The organism is Pseudomonas sp. Y39-6, from assembly GCF_023651955.1.
Lineage (GTDB): Bacteria > Pseudomonadota > Gammaproteobacteria > Pseudomonadales > Pseudomonadaceae > Aquipseudomonas > Aquipseudomonas veronii.
This window is the reverse complement of the sequence record NZ_CP069594.1, coordinates 2,286,796-2,312,548: the sequence shown is the minus strand read 5'-3', so window position 1 is coordinate 2,312,548 and position 25,753 is coordinate 2,286,796. Positions and strand designations below refer to the sequence as shown.

14 protein-coding genes are annotated in these 25,753 nt (G+C 60.0%); 6 read left to right on the top strand and 8 right to left on the bottom strand.

All coding sequences use genetic code 11. The annotated features are described in order from the left end of the window. The first annotated feature begins 281 nt into the window (after positions 1-281). From JN756_RS10610 to JN756_RS10585, 6 genes are all read left to right on the top strand, one after another. Positions 282-1,736 carry an aldehyde dehydrogenase family protein gene (locus JN756_RS10610; protein WP_057004871.1) on the top strand — a complete coding sequence of 485 codons (1,455 nt, stop codon included), beginning with the start codon at positions 282-284 and terminating at the stop codon, positions 1,734-1,736. A 62-nt stretch (positions 1,737-1,798) separates the two neighbouring features. Beyond that, a complete protein-coding gene (locus JN756_RS10605) occupies positions 1,799-2,362 on the top strand; it encodes a cytochrome b (protein WP_046384104.1) in 564 nt (187 codons plus the stop codon). Between the two features lie 175 nt (positions 2,363-2,537). Further along, positions 2,538-3,473, top strand: a complete 936-nt coding sequence (locus JN756_RS10600; RefSeq protein ID WP_017846943.1) for a LysR family transcriptional regulator — start codon at positions 2,538-2,540, stop codon at positions 3,471-3,473. A 171-nt stretch (positions 3,474-3,644) separates the two neighbouring features. Next, on the top strand, positions 3,645-5,096 hold the full coding sequence (gene tcuA / locus JN756_RS10595) for an FAD-dependent tricarballylate dehydrogenase TcuA (RefSeq protein WP_017846942.1): 1,452 nt from the start codon (positions 3,645-3,647) through the stop codon (positions 5,094-5,096). After that, positions 5,083-6,240 (top strand): tricarballylate utilization 4Fe-4S protein TcuB, encoded by a 1,158-nt coding sequence (tcuB, locus tag JN756_RS10590; protein ID WP_017846941.1) that lies wholly within the window; start codon positions 5,083-5,085, stop codon positions 6,238-6,240. The genes tcuA and tcuB overlap by 14 nt, the downstream gene beginning before the upstream one ends. A gap of 50 nt (positions 6,241-6,290) precedes the next feature. Continuing rightward, positions 6,291-7,586: an MFS transporter gene (locus tag JN756_RS10585; RefSeq protein ID WP_134939790.1), complete on the top strand. Its 1,296-nt coding sequence runs from the start codon at positions 6,291-6,293 to the stop codon at positions 7,584-7,586. Positions 7,587-7,613: 27 nt separating this feature from the next. Here the strand turns inward: JN756_RS10585 and JN756_RS10580 are convergent, their stop codons facing one another. The 8 genes from JN756_RS10580 to JN756_RS10540 all read right to left on the bottom strand — a co-directional run bounded on the left by JN756_RS10580 (position 7,614) and on the right by JN756_RS10540 (position 25,734). Then, complete coding sequence (locus JN756_RS10580; protein ID WP_177030033.1) at positions 7,614-7,823, bottom strand: hypothetical protein; 210 nt, start codon at positions 7,821-7,823, stop codon at positions 7,614-7,616. Between the two features lie 35 nt (positions 7,824-7,858). After that, complete coding sequence (locus JN756_RS10575) at positions 7,859-8,305, bottom strand: hypothetical protein (RefSeq protein WP_177030034.1); 447 nt, start codon at positions 8,303-8,305, stop codon at positions 7,859-7,861. 516 nt (positions 8,306-8,821) lie between these two features. After that, positions 8,822-9,541: an Imm49 family immunity protein gene (locus tag JN756_RS10565; RefSeq protein WP_236255098.1), complete on the bottom strand. Its 720-nt coding sequence runs from the start codon at positions 9,539-9,541 to the stop codon at positions 8,822-8,824. A gap of 100 nt (positions 9,542-9,641) precedes the next feature. Then, entirely contained in the window at positions 9,642-9,977 is a 336-nt protein-coding gene (locus JN756_RS10560; protein ID WP_201022085.1) for a hypothetical protein, read from the bottom strand. A 379-nt stretch (positions 9,978-10,356) separates the two neighbouring features. Next, entirely contained in the window at positions 10,357-10,929 is a 573-nt protein-coding gene (locus JN756_RS10555; protein WP_232566452.1) for a hypothetical protein, read from the bottom strand. Beyond that, on the bottom strand, positions 10,926-11,357 hold the full coding sequence (locus tag JN756_RS10550) for a hypothetical protein (RefSeq protein ID WP_201022084.1): 432 nt from the start codon (positions 11,355-11,357) through the stop codon (positions 10,926-10,928). Before JN756_RS10550 ends, JN756_RS10555 begins: the two co-directional genes overlap by 4 nt. 122 nt (positions 11,358-11,479) lie before the next feature. Beyond that, a complete protein-coding gene (locus JN756_RS10545; protein WP_201022083.1) occupies positions 11,480-11,938 on the bottom strand; it encodes a DUF6392 family protein in 459 nt (152 codons plus the stop codon). Then, positions 11,938-25,734 carry a two-partner secretion domain-containing protein gene (locus tag JN756_RS10540; protein WP_236255097.1) on the bottom strand — a complete coding sequence of 4,599 codons (13,797 nt, stop codon included), beginning with the start codon at positions 25,732-25,734 and terminating at the stop codon, positions 11,938-11,940. Before JN756_RS10540 ends, JN756_RS10545 begins: the two co-directional genes overlap by 1 nt. Between the last annotated feature and the right edge of the window lie 19 nt (positions 25,735-25,753).

Sequence of the window (25,753 nt, the reverse complement as noted above, 5' to 3'; positions counted from 1 at the left end):
TGCCGAAAGCCTCTGCCAATATTCTTTTTTTTTGAGCATTCTTCCCGGCGATATTCGCACATAGCGCAAAACCTGCACATTCCTTTGTGCACGCCTCAATTCGCGGGGCGGCGCGCTCACGGCAGCCGTCTCAAGTGCCAATTCGGGCTAACGGCAAGCGGCGCGCCATAGGGATGATCGGCATACCTGAATCCTTGCACTGCGCGGATGCCCCGCGAGGCACTGGCCTCCTTCAAGGCTTGAGCGGTTCACACCGGTCCTCCATCACTTAGGCCTCAAACATGACTGAACATTTGAATCACTTCATCGCCGGCACTGGCGTCGAAGCCTCCGACGGCCGGCGCATTGCCCTGGTCAACCCCGTGACAGAACAGGTGTACGGCAGTTGCGCACGCGGCACGGCCGAAGACGTGGATCGCGCCGTAGCCGCCGCGCAGCGCCAACTCGAACATGGCGCCTGGCGCCAGCTCGATGGCGCCCAGCGTGGGCGGCTGCTGGTGAAACTGGCAGACCTGGTAGAGCGTGACACCGACGTGCTGGCCGACCTGGACGCCGACGCCATCGGCCGTTCGCCGCTCGAACCGCGCCGGCTGGACGTCCCCAACGCGGTCGCCAACCTGCGTGCCGCCGCCGGCTGGGCCAACCAGTTGGAGGGGCGCACCATTCCCACTGGCGGCTACTTCGGCACCAAGACGCTCTCGTACACGGTCCGCGAGCCGGTGGGCGTAGTCGGTGCGATCGTGCCCTGGAACTCGCCGCTGATGATCACCGTCTGGAAACTCGCGGCGTTGCTCGCCGCCGGCTGCACCGTGGTCATCAAGCCTTCGGAAGAAACGCCGCAGTCCGCCCTGCACCTGGCCGCGCTGGCTCAGGAAGCGGGTTTCCCCGATGGCGTGATCAACGTGGTCACCGGCTACGGCGCCGAGGTGGGCCGTGCGTTGTGCGAACACCCGCACGTCGCCAAGATCAGCTTCACCGGCAGCCCCGAGGCGGGACGCGAGATCCAGCGCACCGCGGGCGTGTTGTTCAAGCACGTGGCATTGGAGCTGGGCGGCAAGAGCCCGCAGATCGTCTTCGACGACGCACCCTTTGACGACGCGCTGCGCGGTTGTGCCCTCGGGTTGTTCGCCAACCAGGGCCAGGTCTGTGCCGCCGGCTCGCGCATTTTGGTGCAGCGCGGCATTGCCGAGCGTTTCGCCGCAGCGCTGGCCGAGGCGGCGCGAGCGGTCAAGGTCGGCGACCCTCGGGAACCCGGCGTACAGATGGGCCCGGTGGCCAAGAAAGCGCAATTCGATCGCGTCAACCGCTACATCCAACTGGGCATCGAACAAGGCGCGTCTCTGCTGGCCGGTGGCGTTTCGACGCCTGAGCGCGGCTGGTTTGTCCGGCCGACGATCTTCGCCAACGCCAACAACGAGATGGCGATCGCCCGCGACGAAATCTTCGGCCCCGTCGGCACCGTGATCACGTTCGACAGCGAAGACGAGGCTGTCGCACTGGCCAACGATTCCACCTACGGCCTGGCCGCCACGGTGTGGACCACCGACCTGGCGCGCGCGCATCGCGTGGCCGCGGCGGTGAAGGTCGGCGCCGTGGGTGTCAACTGCTGGAGCCCGCTGGATGCCAACCTGCCCTGGGGCGGTGTCAAGACCAGTGGCATCGGACGCGAGGGCGGTTTCGGCGGCGCGATGGCCTACACCGAGGAGAAGGTCATCACCGTGCTGCTGCCCACCTGAAAAAAACCGGGCCTGACCGCCCCGCCGCCGCTGAGGCCTTTGATACCCATGGAGAGACCACGATGAACCCGACTGACGAACAGAGCACCGATCGGTATCCGACGTCCCTGCGCATGTTGCATTGGCTGCGCGCCGCACTCGTCGCCGGCCTGCTCTGGGCCGGCTGGCATATGACCGGCATGCCTGACGAAGTGGCAAGCAAGTTCGAGCTCTATTACCCCTGGCACAAGTCCTTCGGGGTGCTGACGTTCCTGGTGGTGCTGGTTCAGATCGCCCTGCGGTTGCACAGCCCCAGGCTGCCACAGCCGCCGGGAACGCTGGCGAAGCATGAGCGGTTTGTGTCGAGACTGGCGCAACGCGTGATGTATGCGCTGCTCGTGATCGTGCCGCTGATGGGTTACTCGATGTCGAGCACCTACACGATGAGCGACGGGGTGTTCTTTTTCGGGATCAACCTGCCGGAGCTGCTGGCGAAAAATGACGACTGGTTCGTCGTCTTCCAGTGGCTGCACAAGGTACTTGCGTATACCTTGCTCGGGCTGATCCTGTTGCACATCGCCGGTGCGCTCAAGCACCGCTTCTACGACAAAGACCCTCGTAGCGACGTGCTGCGCCGCATGTTATGAATTGGCGCACGCCAACAACGCCGGCCAGCAGCGAACCCAACGCTGGAAGTTGACGGCCGACGCGTTACCTCTCAGGCTGACCACGCGCCGCCTCGCCCGCTCGGTGCGTGGTGGCTGACGTTCCCCGACCCACCGTTACACAGGCAGGTACTCATTTGAAGTGGAGCAGTAACGCTTGGAATTAAGACAACTGCGCTATTTCGTCAACATTGTCGAACACGGCAGCCTGGGCCGCGCAGCCCTTGAGCTGGACGTGGGCGTGTCGGCGCTGAGCCAGCAGATCGCCAAACTCGAAAGCGAACTCTCGACCCGCCTGCTGAACCGCACGACCACCGGCGTCACACCGACCCCGGCCGGCATGGCGTTCCTGCACCATGCGCAGTTGTGCTTGAGGCAAGCCGAGAATGCGATCCTGGCGGCACACCGTGGGCGGATGAGCGGGTATGTCACCGTGGGCTTGCCGCCCACCACGGCCACGGTGCTTGCCCTGCCCTTGATCAATGCGATGCGCGCGCGGTATCCGGATATTCAGTTGCACCTGATCGAGATGCTGTCCGGGCATCTGGCCACGCAACTCAATGCCCGCCAGATCGATCTGGCCATTTTGTTTCAACTTGAAGGGGGCAAGCGCTGGAGCGTGACGCCGCTGCTTGACGAGAAACTGTTTGTCATCTGCTCGCCACACTTGCCGGATGCCCCGCAAGGAAGCTCTGTGCAAATGGCGGACCTGGGGCAACTGCCACTGGTGATGCCGAGTGCGCAACACGGTTTGCGCTCAACGCTGATGGCGGCGTTCGAGCGGTCGGGGTTGACGCCCAACATCATCATGGAGGTGGATGGCCTGGCCGTGTTGATGAACGCTGTACGCGCCGGCCACGCCGCCACCATCCAGCCCGGCGCGGCGGTGGCGCTTAAAGGCGAGTCGGGGCTTTCGGTGGTGGAAATCGCCGATGCTCATGTCGGCCGGCGAAACCTGTTGGCGACACTGCCGGATGATGAGCTGGCGCCCGCGGCACTCGCGGCGCGGCTGGTCATCACCGATGTGGCGCGGCAGTTGGTGATCGATCATCAATGGCCGGGCGCCTCGTGGATCGAAGACATCACGCCCTGATCTCCAGCCGCCCTCGCCCGCGCTTCAGGGCCAGCGGCAACCCGCAAAGCCTTTACGAAAACTAAACACCCCAACCACTAACGCGCCTTTCGACCCAACGCTCGCTGCCCTAAGGTCTCGCCACTCGCGAGGAGCCCTTCGTTCACGCCTCCTCGCGATCGAGGAGTGATGATGATCGACGTATTAGTCATTGGCGGCGGCAATGCCGCCTTGTGCGCGGCGTTAATGGCCCGAGAGGCCGGCGCCAGCGTGATGTTGCTTGAAGGCGCGCCCAAAGCCTGGCGCGGCGGCAACTCGCAACACACCCGCAACCTGCGCTGCATGCACGACGCGCCCCAGGATGTATTGGTCGAGGCCTACCCCGAAGAGGAGTATTGGCAGGATCTGCTGAAAGTCACCGGCGGGATGACCAACGAGAAGCTCGCTCGTCTGGTCATCCGCGCCTCATCGAACTGCCGTGACTGGATGCGCGCCCATGGCGTGCATTTTCAGCCGTCGTTGTCCGGCGCGCTGCATGTCGCGCGCACCAACGCGTTTTTCATGGGCGGCGGTAAGGCGTTGGTGAATGCGTATTACCGCAGCGCCGAGCGGTTGGGCGTGAACATCCGCTACAACGCGCAAGTGACCGACATCGAATTGAACGGGGGAACATTTGTCGCGGCCCACCTGAGCGCGCGCGATGCCGAAGGGCAACGTCTGCCCGCCGAACGGATCCAGGCCAGGACGTGCGTGCTGGCGGCGGGCGGGTTCGAATCCAACCGCGAATGGCTGCGTGAAGCGTGGGGGCAAAACGAGCGTGGCGAGTGGCCTTCGGATAACTTTCTGATTCGCGGCACGCGCTTCAATACCGGCGTACTGCTGCGGCGCATGCAGCAACTGGGCGCCGATTTTATCGGCGACCCGACCCAGGCGCACATGGTGGCCATCGACGCCCGCGCACCGTTGTATGACGGCGGCATCTGCACGCGTATCGATTGTGTATCGCTGGGCGTGGTGGTCAATCGCGACGGCGAGCGCTTCTATGACGAGGGCGAGGATTTCTGGCCCAAGCGCTATGCGATCTGGGGGCGCCTGGTCGCGGGGCAGCCCGGTCAACAGGCCTATTCGATCATCGACCAACAGGCCATCGGTCGGTTCATGCCGCCGGTGTTTCCGGGCACCAAAGCCAACTCACTGGAAGACCTGGCGCGCCAGCTGAAGCTCCCGGTGGCGCCATTTGTCAGCACCATCCAGGCCTACAACGCGGCCTGCCGCGTCGGTACGTTCGACCACACCGCCCTGGACGATTGCCGCACCGAAGGTTTGACGCCCGCCAAAACCCATTGGGCCCGCCCATTGGTCAAGCCCCCCTTCTGCGCCTACCCGCTCAAGCCGGGCGTGACCTTCACCTATTTAGGCCTCGCCACCGACGCTACCGCCGCCGTTCGCTTCAATGGCCAGGCGAGCCCGAACCTGTTCGTCGCCGGAGAAATGATGGCTGGCAACGTATTGGGCAAGGGCTACACCGCCGGCATCGGCATGGCCATCGGCACCGCATTCGGTCGCATTGCCGGCGTGCAAGCCGCCGCCGCGGCCGGTTTCATCACCCGTTCATCCCAGGAGCCGCAACATGCAGCTGTTTGATCCCAAGGCGCCGGGCACGCTGATTCCCGTCCTCAACCTTGATGAAAGCGAAGTCCAGCGACAAATGACGGTCTGCAATGCCTGCCGTTATTGCGAGGGCTTCTGCGCGGTATTCCCGGCCATGACCCGACGCCTGGAATTTTCTCAGGCGGACATCCATTACCTGGCGAACCTTTGCCATAACTGCGGCGCGTGCCTGCATGCCTGCCAGTACGCCGCACCGCATGAATTTGCGATCAATGTGCCCAAGGCCATGGCCAAAGTCCGCCTCGACACGTATGCCGAGTACGCCTGGCCGCAGGCGATGGGCACGTTATACCGGCGCAACGGGCTGACCCTGGCGCTGGCATCCGGCGCGGGGCTGGCGCTGTTCCTCTGCCTGACGTTGATGATGATGGGCAATCTGTTCACGGCAATGCCCGGGGGGAATTTCTACGGGATCTTCCCGCATAACACCCTGGCCCTGATGTTCGGCGCAGTGTTTGGTTTCGCGGTGCTTGCGTTGGCGATCGGCGTGCGGCGCTTTTGGCGCAATGTCTCGCCGGTCGAGGCCTCCCGCGAGCAAACAACATCGGCGGCCCTGGAAGCGAGCGCCAATGTGGCCACGCTCAAGTACCTGGATGGTGGCCACGGCGAGGGCTGCAATAACGCCGATGATCGATTCACCTTGTGGCGGCGGCGCTTCCATCACTTCACCTTCTACGGCTTCATGCTGTGCTTCGCCGCCACCGGCGTGGCCACGCTCTACCATTTCCTGCTGGGCTGGTCGGCGCCCTACCCCGTCTTGAGCGTGCCGGTGATGCTCGGCATCGTCGGCGGGTTCGGGTTGCTGGTCGGCCCGGCGGGGCTCTTGTGGTTGAACCTGCGGCGCAACGCCGAACACGGCGATGAACAGCAGAAACCCATGGATCGCGGCTTCATCGCGCTGCTGTTTCTCGTCAGCGCCAGCGGCCTGGCACTCCTGGCGTTTCGCGAAAGCATGGCCCTGGGCCTGTTGCTGGCGATCCATCTCGGCCTGGTCATGGCTTTTTTCCTGACCATGCCCTACAGCAAATTCGCCCACGGCATCTTCCGCAGCGCCGCGCTGCTCAAATACTCCATCGAAAAACGTCAACCCAACCCCATCAACGCCGCAAGCGACTGATCGTCAAGACCGTCATTCCAAAAACAAGATTGATCACCACGGTAGCCATAATGAAAACAACAACACAAAACACCCCGTCCAAGGGTTCGAAACTGGGCGCCATCCTGCGGGTCACCAGCGGCAACTTTCTCGAACAGTTCGACTTCTTTCTGTTCGGGTTCTACGCGACCTACATCTCCCAGACGTTCTTTCCTACCACCAGCGACTTCGCTTCGCTGATGATGACCTTCGCCGTATTCGGCTCCGGGTTCCTGATGCGTCCGCTGGGCGCTATCGTGCTGGGGGCGTACATCGACAAGGTGGGACGGCGCAAGGGCCTGATCGTAACGCTGTCGATCATGGCGGCCGGGACGGTATTGATTGCACTCGTGCCCGGCTACGCCAGCATCGGAGTGGCAGCACCGGTATTGGTGTTGATGGGACGACTGTTGCAGGGCTTCTCCGCCGGGGCGGAGATGGGGGGCGTTTCGGTGTACCTGGCTGAAATCGCCACGCCGGGCCGCTGCGGGTTCTACACCAGTTGGCAATCGGCCAGCCAACAAGTGGCGATCATTCTTGCGGCAGCGCTGGGTTACACGATCAACGCGTCCATGGCAGCCGCCGAGGTAGCTGCCTGGGGCTGGCGCATCCCGTTCTTTATCGGCTGCGTGATCATCCCGTTCATCTTCATCATTCGCCGTTCGTTGCAGGAAACCGAGGCGTTCAAAGCACGCAAGCATCACCCAACGGCCAATGAAGTGTTCCGCTCAATGCGCGACAACTGGCGCACGGTACTGGCTGGCGGTCTGTTGGCGTCGATGACCACCACCACGTTCTACCTGATCACCGTCTACACCCCGACTTTCGGCCGTTCCGTACTGAACCTGAGCACCACCGACAGCCTGGTGGTCACGCTCTTCGTCGGCCTGAGCAACTTCATTTGGTTGCCCATCGGCGGCACACTCTCCGACCGTATCGGCCGGCGCCCGTTATTGCTGGCGATCTCTTTGTTGTGCCTATGCACCGCTTACCCCGCCATGCATTGGCTGGCCGCCGCGGCCAGCTTCGAACGACTCCTCAGCGTGCTGCTGTACTTCTCGTTCTTCTTTGGCATTTACAACGGCGCAATGGTTGCCGCGCTGACTGAGGTGATGCCACAGAACGTCAGGGTCGTCGGGTTCTCCCTGGCGTTCAGCTTGGCGACTGCAGTGTTTGGCGGCTTTACACCCGCCGTATCCACCCTTTTGGTGCAAGTAACCGGCGATAAGGCATCACCGGCCTACTGGCTGATGTTTGCGGCGTTGTGCGGGTTCACGGCGACGACGATCTTGTATCGCAAGCAAAACGCGGTGACGGTCAACGCCTGATAAGCGCGGTATCCCTGCAGGGCAGCCTCAGATTTTGAATTGCCCCAGCAAGCCTTGCGGGCGACTGCCGATCGCATACAACTCGTCGACGGTCTGGACGCCCTGCTGCGTCTGGTTGGCAACCGCGTCGATGGCGCGTGCGATCAGTTCACTATAAATAAATCTGTCCTCTTCTCCATGGGTACAACAAGGGGGCATATAGGGCTCAACAATCACTGAAAGTGCCGGCGCAAGCATGCGCCGGGTATCAGCTGAAGCAAAAAATCTCCCGTTTAAGACTCTGACAAGATTGAAAGTACGGCTTTAAAAATACAACTTCCATCATCAACGGCTGATGATGCCTCGTATATTGCTTCGGTCGTTGCCATAAGCGAATCTTCTCCACCAGCTAAGGACAGCGCCGATACAGCCCGCGCTTGACTAAACAGCTGAAGGGCCTCCATACCTAATTCCTGCCCCTCATCCAGACTGTCTTGCAAATCAAAATATTGCTCATCTAACTTTTCAGCCAAAGCATCTAGCTCAGAGAGTTGCTCAGTCGTAAGCTTATTACCAAATCGTAGTTGCGCAAGGGACTCTGCAACAACAGGCACGCCTACTGAGCTTGTCTGAAAAGCAAGTTCACAAGCAACTTTAACCGCACTTCTCCGCTGCTCTTTACTAGCCACTTTCAGCTTTTCCACAAGGCTTTTTTCAACCATTTCTAAACGCATAATCATTGTTTAGCCTTTAATGAAAAAAGGGGACGACTAACCGGTTGAGATTTGAACGTCCCCTGGCCCGAAAGGGTGCTCGCGCAAGGCGGGCCGAAGCCTGAAAAGGCGAAGTGGTGACCGGATCTGCTTTACCCATATACGCGAAGGGCGCATTTTTTCGTTTCTACCATCAGCGTTTCATGGCCATCGGCTTGCGCACATAGGACCTGGCGCCGTGTCGTAGGACATTCGTCACGTGAGCACCTATTTTTATTGAGGTCTCCATGTATGGATAACCTCTGCTCGAACGACAGGTCGGTCACGTCACTTCCAGAGCAACAGCATCAGGCATAAACTGGTGCTCTCACTCTGGCGTCTCGGCCTCGAATACTTGAGATGCTCCACCACCGGATTGTCCTGCTCGAAATTGGCGGATATGGAGCTATTGCTGCGCGATGAAGTGCGCCGGCAATCTCAGAGACTGGAGTAGGTTTGTGGGGATTCCTCAGACTCTGTCCCCTTTTATCCATTCATATCCCATCAAACTTCTCTCTTTAAAAACTCATAATGAGCATCATAATGAGCTAGGGGTTTCACAGGTAACCACTCTGATGGGATGTATGGTGTATCGACGACGACTTCATAACCATGTCTCCAGGCAATTTTTGCGTAGATGACACCAAAAGTTGAAATCAGACCTTCAGAATAACCGTTCTCACTATCAAACCTTCTCTTTATTGAGACTGGTGTTGTCAGCTCGCGCAAAACAGATTCCATTTTTGATTTATCGCCCTCTGCCAGCGCAATGAAGAACTCATTGTCCAGCATAAATCTCTTCTTCGGTCCTGAAGGTGGGTGCGCAATCATCCTGGCACAACGGTCGCGCAACTGAGTAAAGTCTCCTTTAACAGCCAATCTAATTTGATAGGCTACAAAATCTGCGGTAGTAGTGGCCTGAATTCTTTTAGTATCAACGATGTCGTCGTTATTACAGAACCAACTAATCAGGGATTCATTATCAGAAACCAAGCTAGCCAAAAAATCAAATGTCTTCAACATGAAGTTCATTTTGTCGGTTTTCAGTGAATACCGATACTGGCGAAGACTGTCTGCTATAAAAAACCAAGCTTTCATTTTTTCCAATGATGAATTGCCAAACCACTCATCTATAGCTTGAGCATACGCATGAGAAGACAAGCGATCCAAACAAGCGACAGGATCACCTTGCCCAGTATTTATATTGACAATGTAGCCAGCCAAGTTAAATCCGCCATCTAGGTGGCTTTTTACGTGTTCAATTCTAGATGTCGCGTTAATTTCGAGCTTGCCGTATCGACTCCAAGAAATCACTTGATCACTCTCACTTCAACTTAGCAATTATTAGTTGACCTGAACTGCGATCAACACCCGCTACACCCTTTATTAAACTACCATTTTCACGCGCCTTGTCTACCGCTTTATAAGCCTCGGAGCTTTTATCCAGACGTCCGAGCACCTTCTCTACCCACGAGTCAGACATTTGAACAACTTCGTTAGCATCACGAGAAAACGAACCCCCCCCAGTTATTTGTTTCGAATCCAAGACAATTACCGATTTACCATCAGCACTCATATACACATGATCAAATCCGTTATTACTTCCGTACTTGCCACCCTCTAAAGATTTAAGACCTTGCCGTTGTGATACGGATTCCACCAGTTCTTCGGTCAGAGCACCTGACTTGTCGAGCCCATCTGTAACCTGCTGCGCCAGCGCTTTTTCTGCTGGAGTGAGATCGGTAATAGCATACCCTCCCGCATTCAGTTTGGCTGAACTGACAAAACCTCCTGCGGTTGGCTCGACACCAGATAGCTCACCAATGGCAGGGATACCCGAAACGATCGGATCACGCTTCGGAATTACCGGCCGATCTGGAAGCTGCGTCGCCTCCCAATCACCTTGACCGCCGTCGGTACTCCAGTTCTTCGCCGTCTTCGCATCCAGCTCTGCGATCTGCTCACCAAGCTCGGCACCGTCCTTCAGCGCCGTTTTACCCAGGGGAAATAGGGGTCAGACCCTGAGGGATCCCTTAGACTTAAGCAATCGCTCCTGATATCACACATAAAGCAGTAACAACTTGATCAGGATGATCTTCTAGAGGAACCCCCCAGCCGGTAACTTCAAGTCCACCATAGCTTTGATCGGTATAGAACCACTCTTCAGCACTATCAAACTCTAAAGATGTAAATGGCAATAGATCCGAAACCAAACTACCCAAGCCAATACCAGCCGGCAAAAACCCCTTATAAACAAACTCCCGTGCAAACTCCCCAGAAAAGCTAAAATCGTAAACCTTAACAGCATAAACCTTTCCCGCTCTAACCATTATTGATAGAGCTGGAGTTCCTTTTAGCAGACCATTAATAATTGCATCATTAAATAGCGAAAAAGAGTAGCCTCCATTTCCAAGCTCATCCAGACCATGCGTTCTCAATAGAAGGTCCGGCGAATTTTCAAACTTGTACAATAGACTGGACGCATCAACCAAATACTTAAGCAGCACACGTTCCAGCACTTCCGCGCTCACATCCAGCGGTATACCTGCAAGAGAGACGGATGGCACGATTGGTGCCACCCAAGATATTGAAAAATCGTTAGATGACGTCATTCTGGCACCCACGTGTTGGTGGAGGAGTTAAATACCACTTTCTGCCCCTGAGGGTTTAAATACTTTGTATTAGCATCATAAATAGGGCTCCCGCTACTAAAAGTCGGTCTGTAAGCCACAGGATCAACAACCTTAACTTTGCTCCCATCAGCATAAGTAAGCTTGTAGTACTCACCTTTGTGAGTTGACAAAACATCATCCCCAATAGTAGATGGACTATACTGAATTTCTTTAATCCCTGTAGTGCTACCTTCGACCGTATAGACCTGGGCATTACCAGATGAACTGGCTCTCACTTTAGGTGTAAGTGTTGCGCCATCCATGGTGAGCGACTGTTTAATATCATCTATTGATTTCCCCCAAACACTGGAAGGATTTCCAGCAATATCTCGAGGAATACCGGCTTGTGCCGCTAAGTCTTCGCGCAAACCATCCCGAGCAAGTGGAGATGTTGCCGGAATATCGTCTACTACCTTCCCAGCCGCACCTGCCTCTTTTGCACCATCTAAAAATCACACAAACATCTAATCCATTGCTACGCTTAAAGCGATCAATTTGATATTAGCGTCGCTTTCCACAAGCTTCCATCTTCCGAAAATTCCATGCGTAGAGCGTACGTCTTAAACTCATACTTCAGCCACTGCTGTACATAGCCGATTAACATATCGACTCTACCTGGCGCCTCTTTGCTAGGCGAGCCTAGCTCTGCAATAACATCTTCAACACGCCATGCTTGAGCTATACGACCACGCACATCTTCCTTATATGCCGAATAACCTTCGTGAGGCTGCACAAAAAAATGAATGTGATTTAATTTTCCCGAACGAAACCCAATCTCTATGCCAGATTTAATAAACTTATAGAATCTTGTCTTACCTTCCGGGTCATTATAGTTATCCGGGGTTTCCGAAACGGCTGGCAACTCTCCGACTCTTCGACATAAGTCGGTGACTATTCCCCCGCTTTCATCTTGACCAAGAGCCCGAACAAAATCCGACCAAGTGTTCATTATTTAATAACCCCCGCATTGCGATTTCTTTCCACTATTTTTTGAACAGTTTCATCTACTAACTTCGAATCATAACCTCTACTGTTCAGATTTGCCCGCAAAGCTTCTGTGTCACGACAAACTGCACCGCACAGATCCGCAGCATCTTGCTGAATCTGAGCAGGAGTATTTTTCCCGCCATACGTCGGACCTGCAATATGTACATCTCGTGGAACCTCTACAGCAGTAGAGTTTTGGTAGAGAGTCTTGGTCTCCAACTCAGTAAGGGGGCGGCCCAACTCTGCTTCCTTTGCTGTGCGCAACGCAGCAAATGAAGGGATATGGTCGTGTTCTAGACCATCTCCAACAACCTCTCTTGCCTTAAGGTTTTTATAGGCGTCGACCTCAAGTTCTTGAACCGCCGTTTTCGAAGGCGCGGATTCTTTTGCACCGGCACTTTCACCTACCTCTTCCAATGCGGTCTTACCCGCACCTGCCCCCGCATCAACGATATCACCAACCACTCCACCACCGGAAGCCGTGGCCCCAGCACCGACGCCCTCCTCTGCCTTACTGAACATTGCGCCAATCTTGGCAAGCATGCCTTCCGCAAAAAACTCCGGCGCTATCACACTCAAGATTGCCAGCGACAATTGCGCCTGAGCCTTAGCCAGCGGCGTCAATTCATTTTGCTGGGGCGAGTCGTCATCGCCAAACAGTGCTGTAGGATCAATAGGTGGGTGCCCTTGACTGTTGTACTTCTCCGACGCTCCACCGATCAGGCTGCCAATATTAGGATCACCGCCAGCCATGGCCCCCGAAATCAAACCGATCAATTGCGCCGTGGTAATTTTGGCCTGGCTGCCCTGGACGCTCAGGTTATTCGCGTCAAAAATCTTGCTGACGTAGTTGGACAACGCAGCATTGACCAGCGGCGTCACGCCTTCGGCCACCCCTCCTGCGACGACACCACTGGCAAAGTCTTGACCTGCTGCTTTTGATAGCAAACCACCAAGCAACGCGTGCATGACCAGTTTGCTCGCGATGTCATTCGTTACATCGCCGATGGCTTTATTACCGGCTGCCGCGCCAAGATTTATGGCCTCGCCCAGGGCCGCGCCACCCAGATTTTTGCCAAAACTTCCACCGTTGATTGCAGTGGAAATCCCGCTGTTGATCAAGGCATGCGCGCCACTGCGCAGCAAGGCTTGCTCAGCGTTACTCCAACTGAGCATGTCACTTGAGTAATTGGCGTTTTGAAGCGGTCCGGCGCTAGGGACGGAGGAACCCCCTGCATTTCCGAACCAGTTGCTGTCGGCATAATTCAATACCCCGGCGGTAAGGCCCGCGACTGCCGCGTTTTTCAAACTGCCCGAACTGAAGGTGTCCTTCAGTGCACTGCCCAGATTGCCTTTCTCATCGATGAGGCTGGTCACAGCCGTCGTGGCCAAGCTGATCTCTGCCGCCCCCTCTATGCCACCCAGCCCTAGCCCCGCCGGACCAAGAACCGCTGACATGAGAATCGCGATAATCACCTTCGATGCGGGTCCGAGACCCGAGGTGTTGTACTTGAAGGATTCGTGGATTTCCTTGACCTGTCGCCAGTCCACGTCCCCGCGTTTTTCAGCGTCTTTTAACCAGGCCAGACTCGGATCGGCCTGGACCATCGCATCAATGGATTGCGAAACTGTGTTTTGGTCGATCTGCTTGAGGTCAATATGCAGGCCGTTGACGGCCTTTATGGTCATCTGCCCCTGCGCGGTCAGCTCACTCTGGCGCAAGGTCTCGTCGGTGGTGCCTTTACCTTTGGCCGAGACCCAGAACGCGTTGTTGTCGCTTTTGGTATGGCTCTCGTCGTGCAGGTCTTTAACCGCCTCAAAGGTGATGTTGCCACCACTGCCCAATGACAGGTCACCGCCACTATGAAGTTTGGCGCCCTGATAGACCTGGTCGCCCCCACTGACCAGAGCCAAGGCGCCACCGGTTTGGATTTCGCTGCCGACGTATTTGACGTCGGTAACCTCATCATGCCGGCTCTTCAGGCTGCCAAAGGAGCCCTTTTTCTTCATGTCATACAGAGAATAATCGCTGTCCTGTGCGGCATTCAGGTCCAGTGTGTTCCCCGCATACAAATACGCCTCATCCCCCGCCGTCACCCGGCTCGCCGTCAACGCCAGGTCCTGTCCGGCGCTCAGCGCCACGTCACCACCGGCTTTAACCGTGGTGGAGACCTGGCTCACATGGTCCTCTTTGCTCTTGACCTTCTTCGACGTAAACGAGGCATGGGACTCGTCTGCTGCCGACGACAGTGACAAATCGCCCACCGCCGACATCGTCACATCACGCTTGGCATCGATCTCACTCGCCACCGCGCTGATGTCCCGGCCCGCCTGTACCTTTAAATCACCGCCGGCATCCACGCGGCTGCCGTACTGGGTCACGCTGCTGTTCTTGAACAGCCCGCTCACCGTATTGCTGTTGGTCCCTTCGGCAGAGATCAGGTTGACGTCGCGCCCGGCGTTGAGCGTGGTGTCGGCGCCGCTGCTCATCACGCCGCCCACGCTGTTTACGTCGCGGCCGGCTTGCAGGCTCAGGTTGTTCGCAGCTTCGATGCGCGCTGCACTGTCCACGGAGTCGGTGTGCTCGGTGCGGTAGCCGCTGCTGCTGTCGTGGCTGGTGACGCTGCGCTCGTTGAGGATGTCGCCTTGGGTGACGGTCAGGTTCACGTCGCGACCGGCGATGATGCCGCCGGCGGTGTTGACGATGGTGTTACCGGCCAGCAGATTGAGGCGGTTACCGGCCTGGATCAGGCCGCTGTTGGTCAGGTCGTTGCCGGCCTGGGCCGACAGGTTATTGCTAGCCCGCAAGGTGCCGACGTTGTCCAGGTTCTGGCCGGCGATCAGGTTGACGTCGTTACCGGCGATCAACGCGCCGTCCGGGGCCAGGCGGTTATTCGCCTGGGCCAGGTACACCACGGGTACCAGGACGTTTTCGCCGTTTACTTGCTCTTCTTCAAGCCAGACGATGTCGTGGGTCAGCGCCGCGACTTGGGCTGAGGTGAGGCTCACACCCACGCTCAGGCCGAGTTGCTGTTTGCTCCTGATGGCGTTGTCCATCAGGTACTTGAGCATGCCCGAGTCGGTGTTCTGGCCGTCGATGAAGCGTTGGCCGGTGCGGGCCACCACGGCTTGTTCGACCAGACGTTGCTCATAGAGGCCGTCGCCGAGGCGCTTGGCGCTGTCGTCAGGGTTGTAGCCGAGGCCGGAGAGTAGATAGTCCGAGCTCATGAACTGCTTGAGGTCGGTGAGCACCGGGTTGGTTTCGATCAGGTATTTCTGCGGCTGCGACACGGGCTGCGTGCCCGGCAGGCCCTGCACACGGGCAATGCTCTGGCTGGCCACCGGGGACGGTTTGTCGCCGGTGGTTGCGGCCGGGGCCACTGGGGTCACACCGGGAATCGACGGAGCGTTCACGACCACGGTGCTGCCGTGGTCAGTGGCTTGCGCCGGCAGGTCCAGGTTCGGGTGGGATGCAACGACCGCAGACGATGCCGCGCCACCGCCGGCGTTCTGTGTGCCGATTGCGACTACTTGGCTGGCATCGGCGGCGCTGCTGCGGCCAGGGGTTTGGATGCTGGCGCCGCCGCCATCGCCAATGGTCCCCACACCGCTGCTGCTGGCGCCGATGCCGCTGGCCTGGCGGGTAGCCAAGTTCAGTTGAGGGCTGCCGGCGGCGTCCTGAGTCGGGGCATTTATCTGTATCACCCGGCCCTGATGAGTGGGCGTGGTGATCTGATGTTGGTCAAGTTGCAGACTGGCGCCACTCACCGACCAGCCCGGCGCATTGTTACCCTGCGCCGGGGCACTGCTGCCCTGCCCGCTCAGGCGGAACAGGCCGTTTTGCCCGGTGGGCAGGCTGAAGCCCGGCAAGGTCAGGGGGTTGATCTGCCGTTGGGCCAGGTCGGGCGGCAGTTGCCCGTTGACGGTAATGCGCGTGGAGAAGGTGCCCGCACCGCTGGCACCCGCCGCACCGGTGCCGGTCTTGGCGCCTGCGCCTACATAGGTAAAGCCTGGGCGTACCACGCTGTTGTCGATATTGGCCTGGGCCTTGACGTTAACCGCGCCACCCGCCTGAATCACACCCGCGTAGGTCTGGTCACCGGCACTGATCTGGGTGACTCGACGCAATACCGTGCGCTCAGCCTCGGTGATACCGATAAACCCGGCCATGGCACCGGCCAGGCCGCTCAGGTCACTGGCGTTGTAGGCAGCGCCGCCGACGGAGTAACGGTTATTGAACGCGGCGGCCGCGTCGTACCACATCTCGGGATGCCGGGTACGCTCGGACACGAACAGGCGCCAGGTGTCGGTTTCGCCGGTTTCAACGCCACTATTAGTCAGGTTGTTGGCAACAACGCCGAGGTTGCCACCCGCGCCAATGGTGCTACTGGCATTGACCACATCGCCGCCGGCAATACTGAGGTTTTGCCCGGCGGTGATGCTCGAGGCGGCGCTGGAGGCCGTCACTTCGAGTTTTTCGCGTTGATCGATTTGCCACAAGTGGTTCTGTTTGCCGCTGCAATCACCCGCGTAGTTCGGACCTTCGATGCACGGGAATTCAGTGATGGAGGCGGTGTAGATGCCGCCTGCGCTGGTGGTCAGCACCGCACGCACGTTCTGGATCGTGCTGGCGGCAAGGCTCATATTGCCGTCGCTTTGCAGGCTCGATGAACTGTTGAGTATCTGCGTGGCAAGGCCGCCCTGCCCGTCGCGGTCGATGCTCAGGTTGCCCAGGCTGTAGACGTCGGCGTAGCTGTTGGTCAGCGTGTCGACGCGCAGGCTCATGTCGCCACCGCTGAAAATCAGACCATGGTCATTGAGCAGTGCGCCGGAGGTGGCGGTGAGCTTCTGAGCACTGCCAAGGGTTGCCGTGTTGTTTATCGCGCCGGCATTGATGATCAGGTCGTTGGCGGACGTCAGCCGCCCGGCGTTGTTCAGGGTGCCCGTGATGTTGGCGCTGGTCAGGCCGCCGCCGGCCACGCTGGCGGTGTTGCTCAGGTTCAATTGCGCGGCGCTCAGACTGAGGTCGCCCTGACTGGTGATGCGCCCTGCGCCGTTGAGCGTGCCGCCCAGGTGCAAGTCGAGACTGCCATCACTGGCGATCAAGCCATTGGTGGACCAGTTTTCACCGGTACCGGTCAACGCACTGCTTGCCAGTAATTGGCCGTCGGCGGTCTGGTTGAGGGTATTGACGTTGACCGTCAGGCGCCCGGCCTGGATCACGCTGCTGTTGGTCCAGGTGTCCTGGGCGATGGTCAGGCCACCACGCGTCACCAGGCTGCCACCCACGCTGTTGAGGTTGCTCGGCGCGATCGTGAAGTTGCCATTGCCGACGTGCAGCACGCTACCGCCGACGTTCTGCAGGCTGCCGGCCCCCAGTATCAGGTTGCTGTTGGCGGTTTCGAGCACACCGTTGGTGTTATCCAGCAGGCCGCCGATGGCGAACTCGGTGGTGCCCGCATTACCCAGGGCGCGCAAGCGGCCGTTGCCGTTGTCGAGGCTGGCGGCGCTGACCTTGAGGGTGGATTGGCTTTCGACGACGCCCAGGCGGTTATTCAGCGCGCCGCGCAGGCTCAGGTCGATCTGTTGGCCGGCGATCTGGCCGTCGTTATCGCCACTGTTATCAAAGTCGTTGCCGCTGACGCTCACCAGGCCCGTCGCGTAGAGCCCGCCGTTGCGGTTGTCGAAATTGCCGGTGGTGACGAGCGCATCGCCGCCCTGGGCGGAAACGCGCCCGCCGTAGTTATCAAACATCGCCGCCTGCAGGTTGAGGCGCTGCCCCTGCACCGTGCCGCCCTGGCGGTTGTTGTTCAGGTCATAGCCGTTGCGCAGCACACCCACTATTTGGGCCTGCAACGCACCGTTGAGGCTGGCGAATGTGCCGCCACGGTTGTCGAGGTTGTTGGCGTTGAGCGTCAGGTCACCGGTTTGGGCAATCAGTTTGCCGCTCTGGTTATCCACGTCGCCGCTGATGTTCAGGGTCAGGCCGTTCTGGCCCTGCACCACGCCGCGGCTGTTGGCGAGCCCGGCGGCCCGCAATTGCACGTCGGCGCCCTGGCTGTAGATCAAACCGTCGGCATTGTTTTGCACTGCGCCACTGGCGTTGATCGCCACGCTGCCGGTGCCTGCGAGGGTGCCGTGCTGGCTGTTGTCGATCGCACCGGCAAACAGGCTCAGCAGGTTCTGGCTGACAATCTGCCCACCCTGATTGTTGACCTGGGCGGCGCGCTGCAACAGCAACGGGCCTGCGCTGGCCAGTTTGCCGTTGGTGTTGGTGAGGTTGCCCAGCAGGTTCAGGGTCATCGCGCCGTTGCTGGCCAAGGTGCCAGCCGCATTGCCCAGGTCATTGGCATTGACCGCCAGCGCTTGCTGCGCGTTGAGCGCACCGGCGTCGTTGCTCAGGGTCGCCGCCTGCACGTCCAGGGTCGCGCCACTGTCGATCAAACCGCCGCCGCTGTTGTTGAGCAGGCCGCTGACTGTCAGGCCCTGCCCCGCGGCGCTGGACAGAATCCCGCCGCCGCTGTTGTCGAGGCTGGCCGCACTGATATCCAGGCGGCCCTGGCTGACCAGCGCCCCGGCGCCACTGTTGAGCAGCGCCCCCGTGAGGTTCACCGCCATCGCACCGCTGCGGCTGGAAAACGTGCCGTTGTTGCGGTTATCGAGGCTGCCGCCAGCAAAACCGAGGCTCTGCCAGCCCGACACCAGGCCGTTGGCATTGATCAGGTTGGCGGCGCCCAGGGTCAATGCCTGGCTGCTGATCAGCTTGCCGGCGCTGTTGTCCAGCGCACGCGCGGCCAGTACCAGGTTCTGCCGGCTGGAGACTTCACCCCCTTGGTTGTTGAGGTCACGCAGGTGGTTGATAGCCAGCGGGCCTTTGCCGAGGATCAGGCCGCCGTGGTTATCCAGGTCACCATTGTTCAGGTCCAGCGTGACGCGTTGCTCACCTGTCACCCTGCCGTTCGCCGAGGTCAACGCGCTGGTGCTCAGGTCCAGAGTGCCCAGCGCTGACACTTCACCGCCGCTGCCAGTATTCAGGCTGCCAGCCGTGAGGTTCAGGTTGCCCTGGCTGTGGATCAAGCCAAGGCCAGTGTTGTTCAGCAGGCCATCACTGGTCAGTTGCAGGTCACCCCGACTGTTCAGGGTGCCGTTGCTGTTGTCCACCGAGGCGGCGTGGGCGTCGAGGCTGGCAGCGCCGATCAGGCCCTTGATGTTGCTCAGGGTCTGGTTGACGCGCAGGGTCAGCCATTGGTTACTCAGCAGCTTACCGTTGCTGTTGTCGAGGTTCTGCGCGACAAGTGTGAACGCCTGGCCGCTGGAGATTTCACCGTTGTGGTTAGTGACGTCTGTGAGGTGGTTCAGTTGCAGCAGGCCTGCCGAATTGATCAAGCCGTCGGTATTGCTCAACAGGCCGTTGTTGACATCGAGCGTCAAGGCGCCGTTGCTGAACAGCTTGCCGCCTTGCTGGTCCAGGCCGGTCACGCTGGCGGTCAGCGCGTTGTGACTGCCAATGCTGCCGCCGTTGCTCAGTTGGCCTGCGGTGAGGTTCAGGGTGTCGCCGCTGCTGATGCTGCCGCTCTGGTTTGTCAGGTCACCCGTGACCAGCGCCACCGCGCCTTTGCCGCTGATGTTGCCTTGCCCGTTACCCAGCCCGGCACTGTGCAGGTTCAGGGCGCCGTCGGTCACCAGTTCGCCGCCAAGGTTGTTGACCTGGCCGCTGAGGCCCAGCGTGAGGTCTTGCGCGCTGGAAACGCTGCCCTGGGCATTGATGAGGTTGGCAGCATTGAGGGTCAGTTGGCTTTCGCTGCTCAACAGGCCTTGGGTGTTGTTCACATCACCGGTGAGGTTCAGCACCAGCGGTTGCTGGCTGAAAACCTTGCCGCCGCTGTTGTCCAGCGTTGAGCCGGTGAGGGTCACACGTTGGCCGTTGAGCTGGCCGAGGGTACGGTTCAGCAACTGGTCGACGACAAGGCTCAGGGCGTTGGCGGCGAACAGCTTGCCGCCATCGCTGTTGTCCAGCTGTTGACCGTTGACGCTGACATCGGCGCTGCCGTTTAACTCGCCCGCGCGGTTGTCGACACTGCCCACATCCAGTTTCAACGCGTTGGTCGCGCCGACCAGGCCGGTGCGGTTATCCAGGCTGGCACCGCGCAGGTGCAAGGTATCGGTGCTGATCACCTGGCCTTTCTGGTTGTTGATCACGCCGGCATTGAGCGTTGTGTCAGCCTTGCCTGCGACCTGCCCCGCGCGGTTGTCCAGGCTGGCGGTGGTCAGCAGCAGCGAGCCGTCACCGACCAGACTGCCGCGCAGGTTGGTGAGCAGGTCACGGGCACTGATGTCCACGCCATCATGGCTGCTGATGATGCCGTCGGTGTTATCCAGCTGCGTGCTGCGCGCAGTGAAACCCACGGCGCTGATATGGCCGTTGACGTTACCCAGTTGCTGGTCCGCAGTGAGGGTCAGGGCCTGATTGCTGATGAGTTTGCCGTTGCTGTTGTCCAGGCTGCGCGCAGCCAGCGAAAACGCATTCTGGCTGGAGATTTCGCCGCCCTGGTTACTGAGGTTGCCCAGATTGCTCAGCAGCAGGATTGGCGCATTGATCAAGCCGCTGTTGCTCAAGTCGCCGCCGTTGAGGTTCAGGTTCAGTTGGGTGTTGCTGAACAATTGGCCGTTCTGTTGGGTCAGCCCGGTGACGTTCGCGCTCAACACATCGGCGCTGGCGATACGCCCGCCGTTGTTGACCTGGGCCGCGGTGAGGTCGAGCTTGCCGGTGCTGGTGAGCTGCCCGCCCGTGGCGTTGTTGAACTGGCCGGTGGTGATGCGGGAGGCACCGTCACTTTTGATCAGGCCTTGCTGGCTGTTGTCGAGGCTGGCACTGGAAAGTGCCAGGCCTTGCGCCGAGTCGAAGGTGCCGCCCAGGTTCAACAGGTCGCCAGCGCTGGTCACGCTCAGCAGGCCGGCGCTGGACACCTTGCCGCCGGTGTTGTCGAGGCGTTGGCCGAGCAGCGTCAGGCCGCCTTCGCTGCTGAGGGTGCCGCCGGCGTTGATCAGGCTGGCGCCCGGCAACATGGCCGGAGCCAGTTGAATGGCCAGCGAGTGCTGGGCCGCCACGCTGCCTTGGGTGTTGTCCAGGCGCGTGCCCACCAGGTGCGCGTCTTGAGCGAACACCAGCCCTTTGGCCTGGTTGATCACCTGGGCAACGGCCAGTTCCAGTGCAGTTGCAGCGAGCAACTTGCCGCCGCTGTTATCCAGGTATTGGCCGCTCAGCGAGACACTTTGCTGACTGGAAATTTCCCCCACGCGGTTGTCGACGCTGTCGATACTGAGTTTCAGCGCTTTTGTAGCCGCAACCAGCCCACCGTTGCGGTTGTCGAGGGTGTTGGCATTCAGCGTCAGGTTGCCCTGGGCCACCAGCTCACCACCCTGTTGAGTCAGCGCTCCCAGAGTTGCGTCGAGATCGCCCTGGCTGGCGATACGTCCCTTGTCGTTGCTGACGGTATCGAACGCCAACTGCACCGGGCCGGTGGCGCTGGTCAAGCCGTTACTGTTATTCAGCGACTGACCCACGAAGCCCAGTGCCTGCTTGCTGTTGATCACGCCCTGGCGGTTGTCCACCTGGCCCGTGTGCAGGTTCAGATTCCCGTTGGTGCGAATCGCCCCGGTGCGGTTGTCCAGGCTGGCGGACTGGATGTCCACCGCGCCCTTGGCCTGCACGCTGCCTTGCGCATGGTTGTCGAGCAGGCCGTCAACGGTCGCACTCAAGCTGCCGTCGCTGACAAGGCTGCCGGACTGGCTGTTGTCGAGGCTGGCGGATTTGACCTGCAAGCGTTGGCCGGCGCCGAGAGTGCCGCCATTGTTACCCAGTGCCCCGCTGACGTTCAGGTCAAGGCTGTTATCGCCCAGCATTTGCCCGCGCTTATTGCTCAGCGTCGCGGCATTGACCACGCTGGCACCGGCGCTCGATACCTCGCCGTTGTCGTTGACAAGGTTGCCGGCCACGGTCAATCCCAGGTCCGTTGAACTGCTCAGCAAGCCGTGAGTGTTATCCAGTGTGCCCGCTTGCGCCTTGAGCCCAGCCGCCGAAATTTCACCGTTGAGGTTGGTCAGCAGCTGCGCGACCGTGAGGGTCAGCGCCTGGTCGCTGATCAGCTTGCCGGCGCTGTTGTCGAGGTTCTGCGCGGCGAAGGTAAAGGCCTGCGCGCTGGAGATTTCGCCGCCGCTGTTATCCACATTGTCGAGATGGTTCAGCAGCAACGCGCCCGGGGCGTGGATCAGGCCACCGGCGTTGTTCAATAGCCCGTGGTTCAGGTCCAGAGTCAGGCTGGCGGTGCTGTACAACTGGCCGCCAGCGTGTTGGTCCAGGCCGGTAACGCTGGCGTTCAGCGCCTGAGTGCTGGCGATGCGGCCGGCGCCGCTGTTGTCCACCTGTGCGGCGCTGAGGTCGAGGCGATCGGCGCTGGTCAGCTGCCCGCCCTGGTTGTTCAACGCACCGGTGACGACGCGCACCGCGCCGTCCCCGATAAGGTGACCGGCAACACTGTTATCCAGACTGGCGCTGGTCAGCATCAAACCGGCGGCGCTGAGCAGTTCGCCGCCCTTGTTGCTGACCGCACTCTGGCTGGTGAGCGCCCATGGCCCGGCACTGCTGATGCGCCCGCCATCGTTGATCAGGTTGCCCATTTGCGCGCTGAAGCGGCTGTCGCTGCGTACCACGCCCTGCCCGTTATTGAACTGATTGCGCAGCAGCAATGACAGGTCGTCTTTGGCATACACGCTGCCCTGGCCACTGTTGTCCAGGCTGCCCGCGTTGATGCTGACGGTGTGCTGCCCGCTGAGGATGCCCTTGAGCTGGTTATCGAGGCGATCAAGCGTCAGTTGCAGCGCGCCGCCGGCCAGCAGGTGACCGCCCTGGCTGTTGTCGACGCCGGTACCGGTCACGCTCAGGTCGTTAACGCTGGAGACTTCGCCGCCGCGGTTGTCCAACTGGCCGACGGCAAGGCGGCTGTTGGCCTTGCCGATGATGCGGCCCAGGCTCCGGTTGTCCAGGCTGGCGGCGCTCAGTTGCAGGTCGCCGGTAGCGGCGAACAGGCCAGTCTGGTTGAGCAGTTGCCCGGCGATCTGTGCCGTCAGTTGGCCGTTGCTGGTCAGGCTGCCATTGGTGTTATCCAGGCTCGCCGCGCTCAAGTCGAACGCCTGGCCGGTCGCCAGGGTGCCCTGGCGATTATCGATGGCTCCAGCGCCGACAAGGCTCAGGTTTGCGTCACCCTGCACCTGGCCCTGACGGTTATCCAAGGCGCCCACAGTGACCGAAGCCGTGTGCGCGAGGATCTGCCCGTTGCGGTTATCCAGCCCACCGTCGACCTGCACGGCCAAGCCGCCCGTGGCACTGAGGGTGCCGCCGACGTTGCCGAGGCTGGCGCCATGCACCTCCAGCGCCTGTGCGGACACCAGCCCCTTGGCGTTTTCCAGGGCCTGGGCAATGTGCACTGTCAACGCCTGTGCGCTAAGGAGTTTGCCGTTGCTGTTGTCGAGGTTGTCGGCCAGCAGGCTGAAACTGGTGGTACTGGAGATCTCGCCGTTGCGATTATCGACGCCGTTCAAATGACTGAGCAGCAACTGCCCCGGCGCGTTGATCACGCCGCCCAGGTTGGTGAGTTGGCCACGATTGAGGTCAAGGCTCACATCGGACTGGCTGGCTACCCGGCCGGCGGTATTGTCCAGGCTGCCGACGGCGACCTGTAAACCGTTGGCAGAAATCACCCCGGCACCGTTGTTCAGCACTTGAGCGATCTGCACTGTCAGGGCCTGATCGCTGAGCAGCTTGCCCGCGCCGTTATCCAGGCTATTGGCGGCGAGCGAAAAGCCGTGTGCACTGGAAATTTCGCCCTGATGGTTGTTAACGGTGTTGAGACCCTTGAGGGTCAACTGGCCGCTTGCGTTGAGCAGCCCGTTGCGGTTGTCCAGCAGGCCGCTGTTGAGGTTCAGGCTCATGTCGGCGGTGCTGTAGAAACGGCCGCCGTCATGCTGGTCAAGGCTACCCAGGTTTGCGTGCAGCCCCTGGGTACTGGAGATTTGGCCGCCGGCACTGTTGTTGACCGGGCCGCTTGCAAGGTCAAGCGTGCCTTGGCTGGTAAGCGCGCCCTTTTGGCTGTTGTCCAGTGCGCCTGCGGTGAGTTGCACCGCCTGCCCCGCCGCTATCCGCCCGCCCTGATTATTCAGCGCGCCGCTGGCGTTGAGGCTCAACGCCTGCCCGGCCGACACCAGGCCGGCAACGTTATCCAGAGACGCAACCTGCAAGCTGACCTGGCCAACACTCGACAGCTCGCCTGCGTTGTTGAGCAGTTGGCCCACCGTGCCGTTGAGATTGCCGGTGCCGCTCAACAGCCCACCAGTGTTGTTGAGCAACTGGCTGGCCGTCAGCCCCAGGCTGCCGGCGCTGATTATCCGACCCTGATTCGTGTTATCGACTTGATCGGCACTGACCTGCGCCTGACGCCCGGCGCTGAGGGTGCCGTGCTGATTGACCAGCGCAGCCGCATTCACCGTCAGGTCACGGCTGGCGATGATGGTGTTACCGGTGTTGTCGAGGGTTTGCGCGGTCAGGCGCACATCGCCGTTGGCATTGCGGCTGTTGTCGGCATTGACGCCCGCTTCAATAATGCCGCTGTTGCTCAGGCGAGCGCCGCTGTCCAGCGTGATGCTGTCACGGGCTGCCAGGTTGTTGGTGTTGCTCAGGTCGCCCTGGGCCTTGATCGCCAGATCCGTACCGGCATATACCGCGCCTTGGGTTTCCAGGCTTTGGGCGGTCACATTCAATGCATTGCCGGCAGAGGTTTGCCCCAGGTTCAGGTGCCCGTTGGCGTCGATCCGGATATCACCACCGGCCACCATGTTGCCGGCAAGTTTTACCCCCACGCCCGCCTCAGTGCCCACCAGCCTGATCGTGCCGGCGTACATCCCGCCCAGCGCCGACGAATCGATAGCCAGTGCCGGTGCAGCACTGCCGTCCGCAGCCCGTGCGGCGGCATTCAAGGTGCTGGCGTCCACGTCATTGCGACCGGCAACAACGGTCAGCTTTTGCGCCTGAATCTGCGCATTGATGTGCGCGGCGCGGGTGATGATTTCGAACTGGCCCACGTTGCTCGCGTTCAATCCGTCGCCGTCAACCGACACACTGCCCTGGTCCACCTGGTAGCGGCTGACCTTGCCGTTTTCAATCACGGCCTGGCCGGTGGTCAGCGTCACCTGCGGCGTGTTGATAAAGCCGCAGCCATTGCAGCTCACACCGTAAGGGTTGGCGACAATCACATGGGCCGCCTGCCCCGCCACTTCGGTGTAGCCGCGCAACTGGCTGGGGCTGCCGCCGTTGACTTCGTTGAGGATGGTGCTGGCGGCCTGCCCGGTGAAATTGGGGTTGCCGACAATGATCCCGCCCAGTTGCGTACTTTGGGTGCGATCCGTGGCGTTGTTGAGGATCAGGCCCTGCGCGCCGACGTTGTAGTCATGGAACTGGTTATGGGACAAGCCCGCCGCATTCGGCGCCGCGATGTTGACGATGGGGACGCCGTTGCCCGCTTGCGCCAGTGTGGTGCCGGGGGCATTGACGACGATGCCATCCGCCTGTGCCAGCAACGGTTGCCAGAACATGGCGTTAACCAGGATGAGCGCCAACCCGCGCTTGGGCAGCCCCAGAAACGACGTGCGGTTTTTCAGGGCCGCAGAAGGTTGGCGCGCAAGAAAGGCGAATTGGCGGACGTCCATGTCAAGTCTCGATGCACAA

Excerpts from the sequence above, each read along its gene's own strand:
- JN756_RS10540 (WP_236255097.1), bottom strand. The coding sequence starts at position 25,734 with ATGGACGTCCGCCAATTCGCCTTTCTTGCGCGCCAACCTTCTGCGGCC.
- JN756_RS10555 (WP_232566452.1), bottom strand. The coding sequence starts at position 10,929 with ATGACGTCATCTAACGATTTTTCAATATCTTGGGTGGCACCAATCGTG.
- JN756_RS10585 (WP_134939790.1), top strand. The coding sequence starts at position 6,291 with ATGAAAACAACAACACAAAACACCCCGTCCAAGGGTTCGAAACTGGGC.
- JN756_RS10545 (WP_201022083.1), bottom strand. The coding sequence starts at position 11,938 with ATGAACACTTGGTCGGATTTTGTTCGGGCTCTTGGTCAAGATGAAAGC.
- tcuA (WP_017846942.1), top strand. The coding sequence starts at position 3,645 with ATGATCGACGTATTAGTCATTGGCGGCGGCAATGCCGCCTTGTGCGCG.
- JN756_RS10575 (WP_177030034.1), bottom strand. The coding sequence starts at position 8,305 with ATGATTATGCGTTTAGAAATGGTTGAAAAAAGCCTTGTGGAAAAGCTG.
- tcuB (WP_017846941.1), top strand. The coding sequence starts at position 5,083 with ATGCAGCTGTTTGATCCCAAGGCGCCGGGCACGCTGATTCCCGTCCTC.
- JN756_RS10610 (WP_057004871.1), top strand. The coding sequence starts at position 282 with ATGACTGAACATTTGAATCACTTCATCGCCGGCACTGGCGTCGAAGCC.
- JN756_RS10605 (WP_046384104.1), top strand. The coding sequence starts at position 1,799 with ATGAACCCGACTGACGAACAGAGCACCGATCGGTATCCGACGTCCCTG.
- JN756_RS10580 (WP_177030033.1), bottom strand. The coding sequence starts at position 7,823 with ATGCTTGCGCCGGCACTTTCAGTGATTGTTGAGCCCTATATGCCCCCT.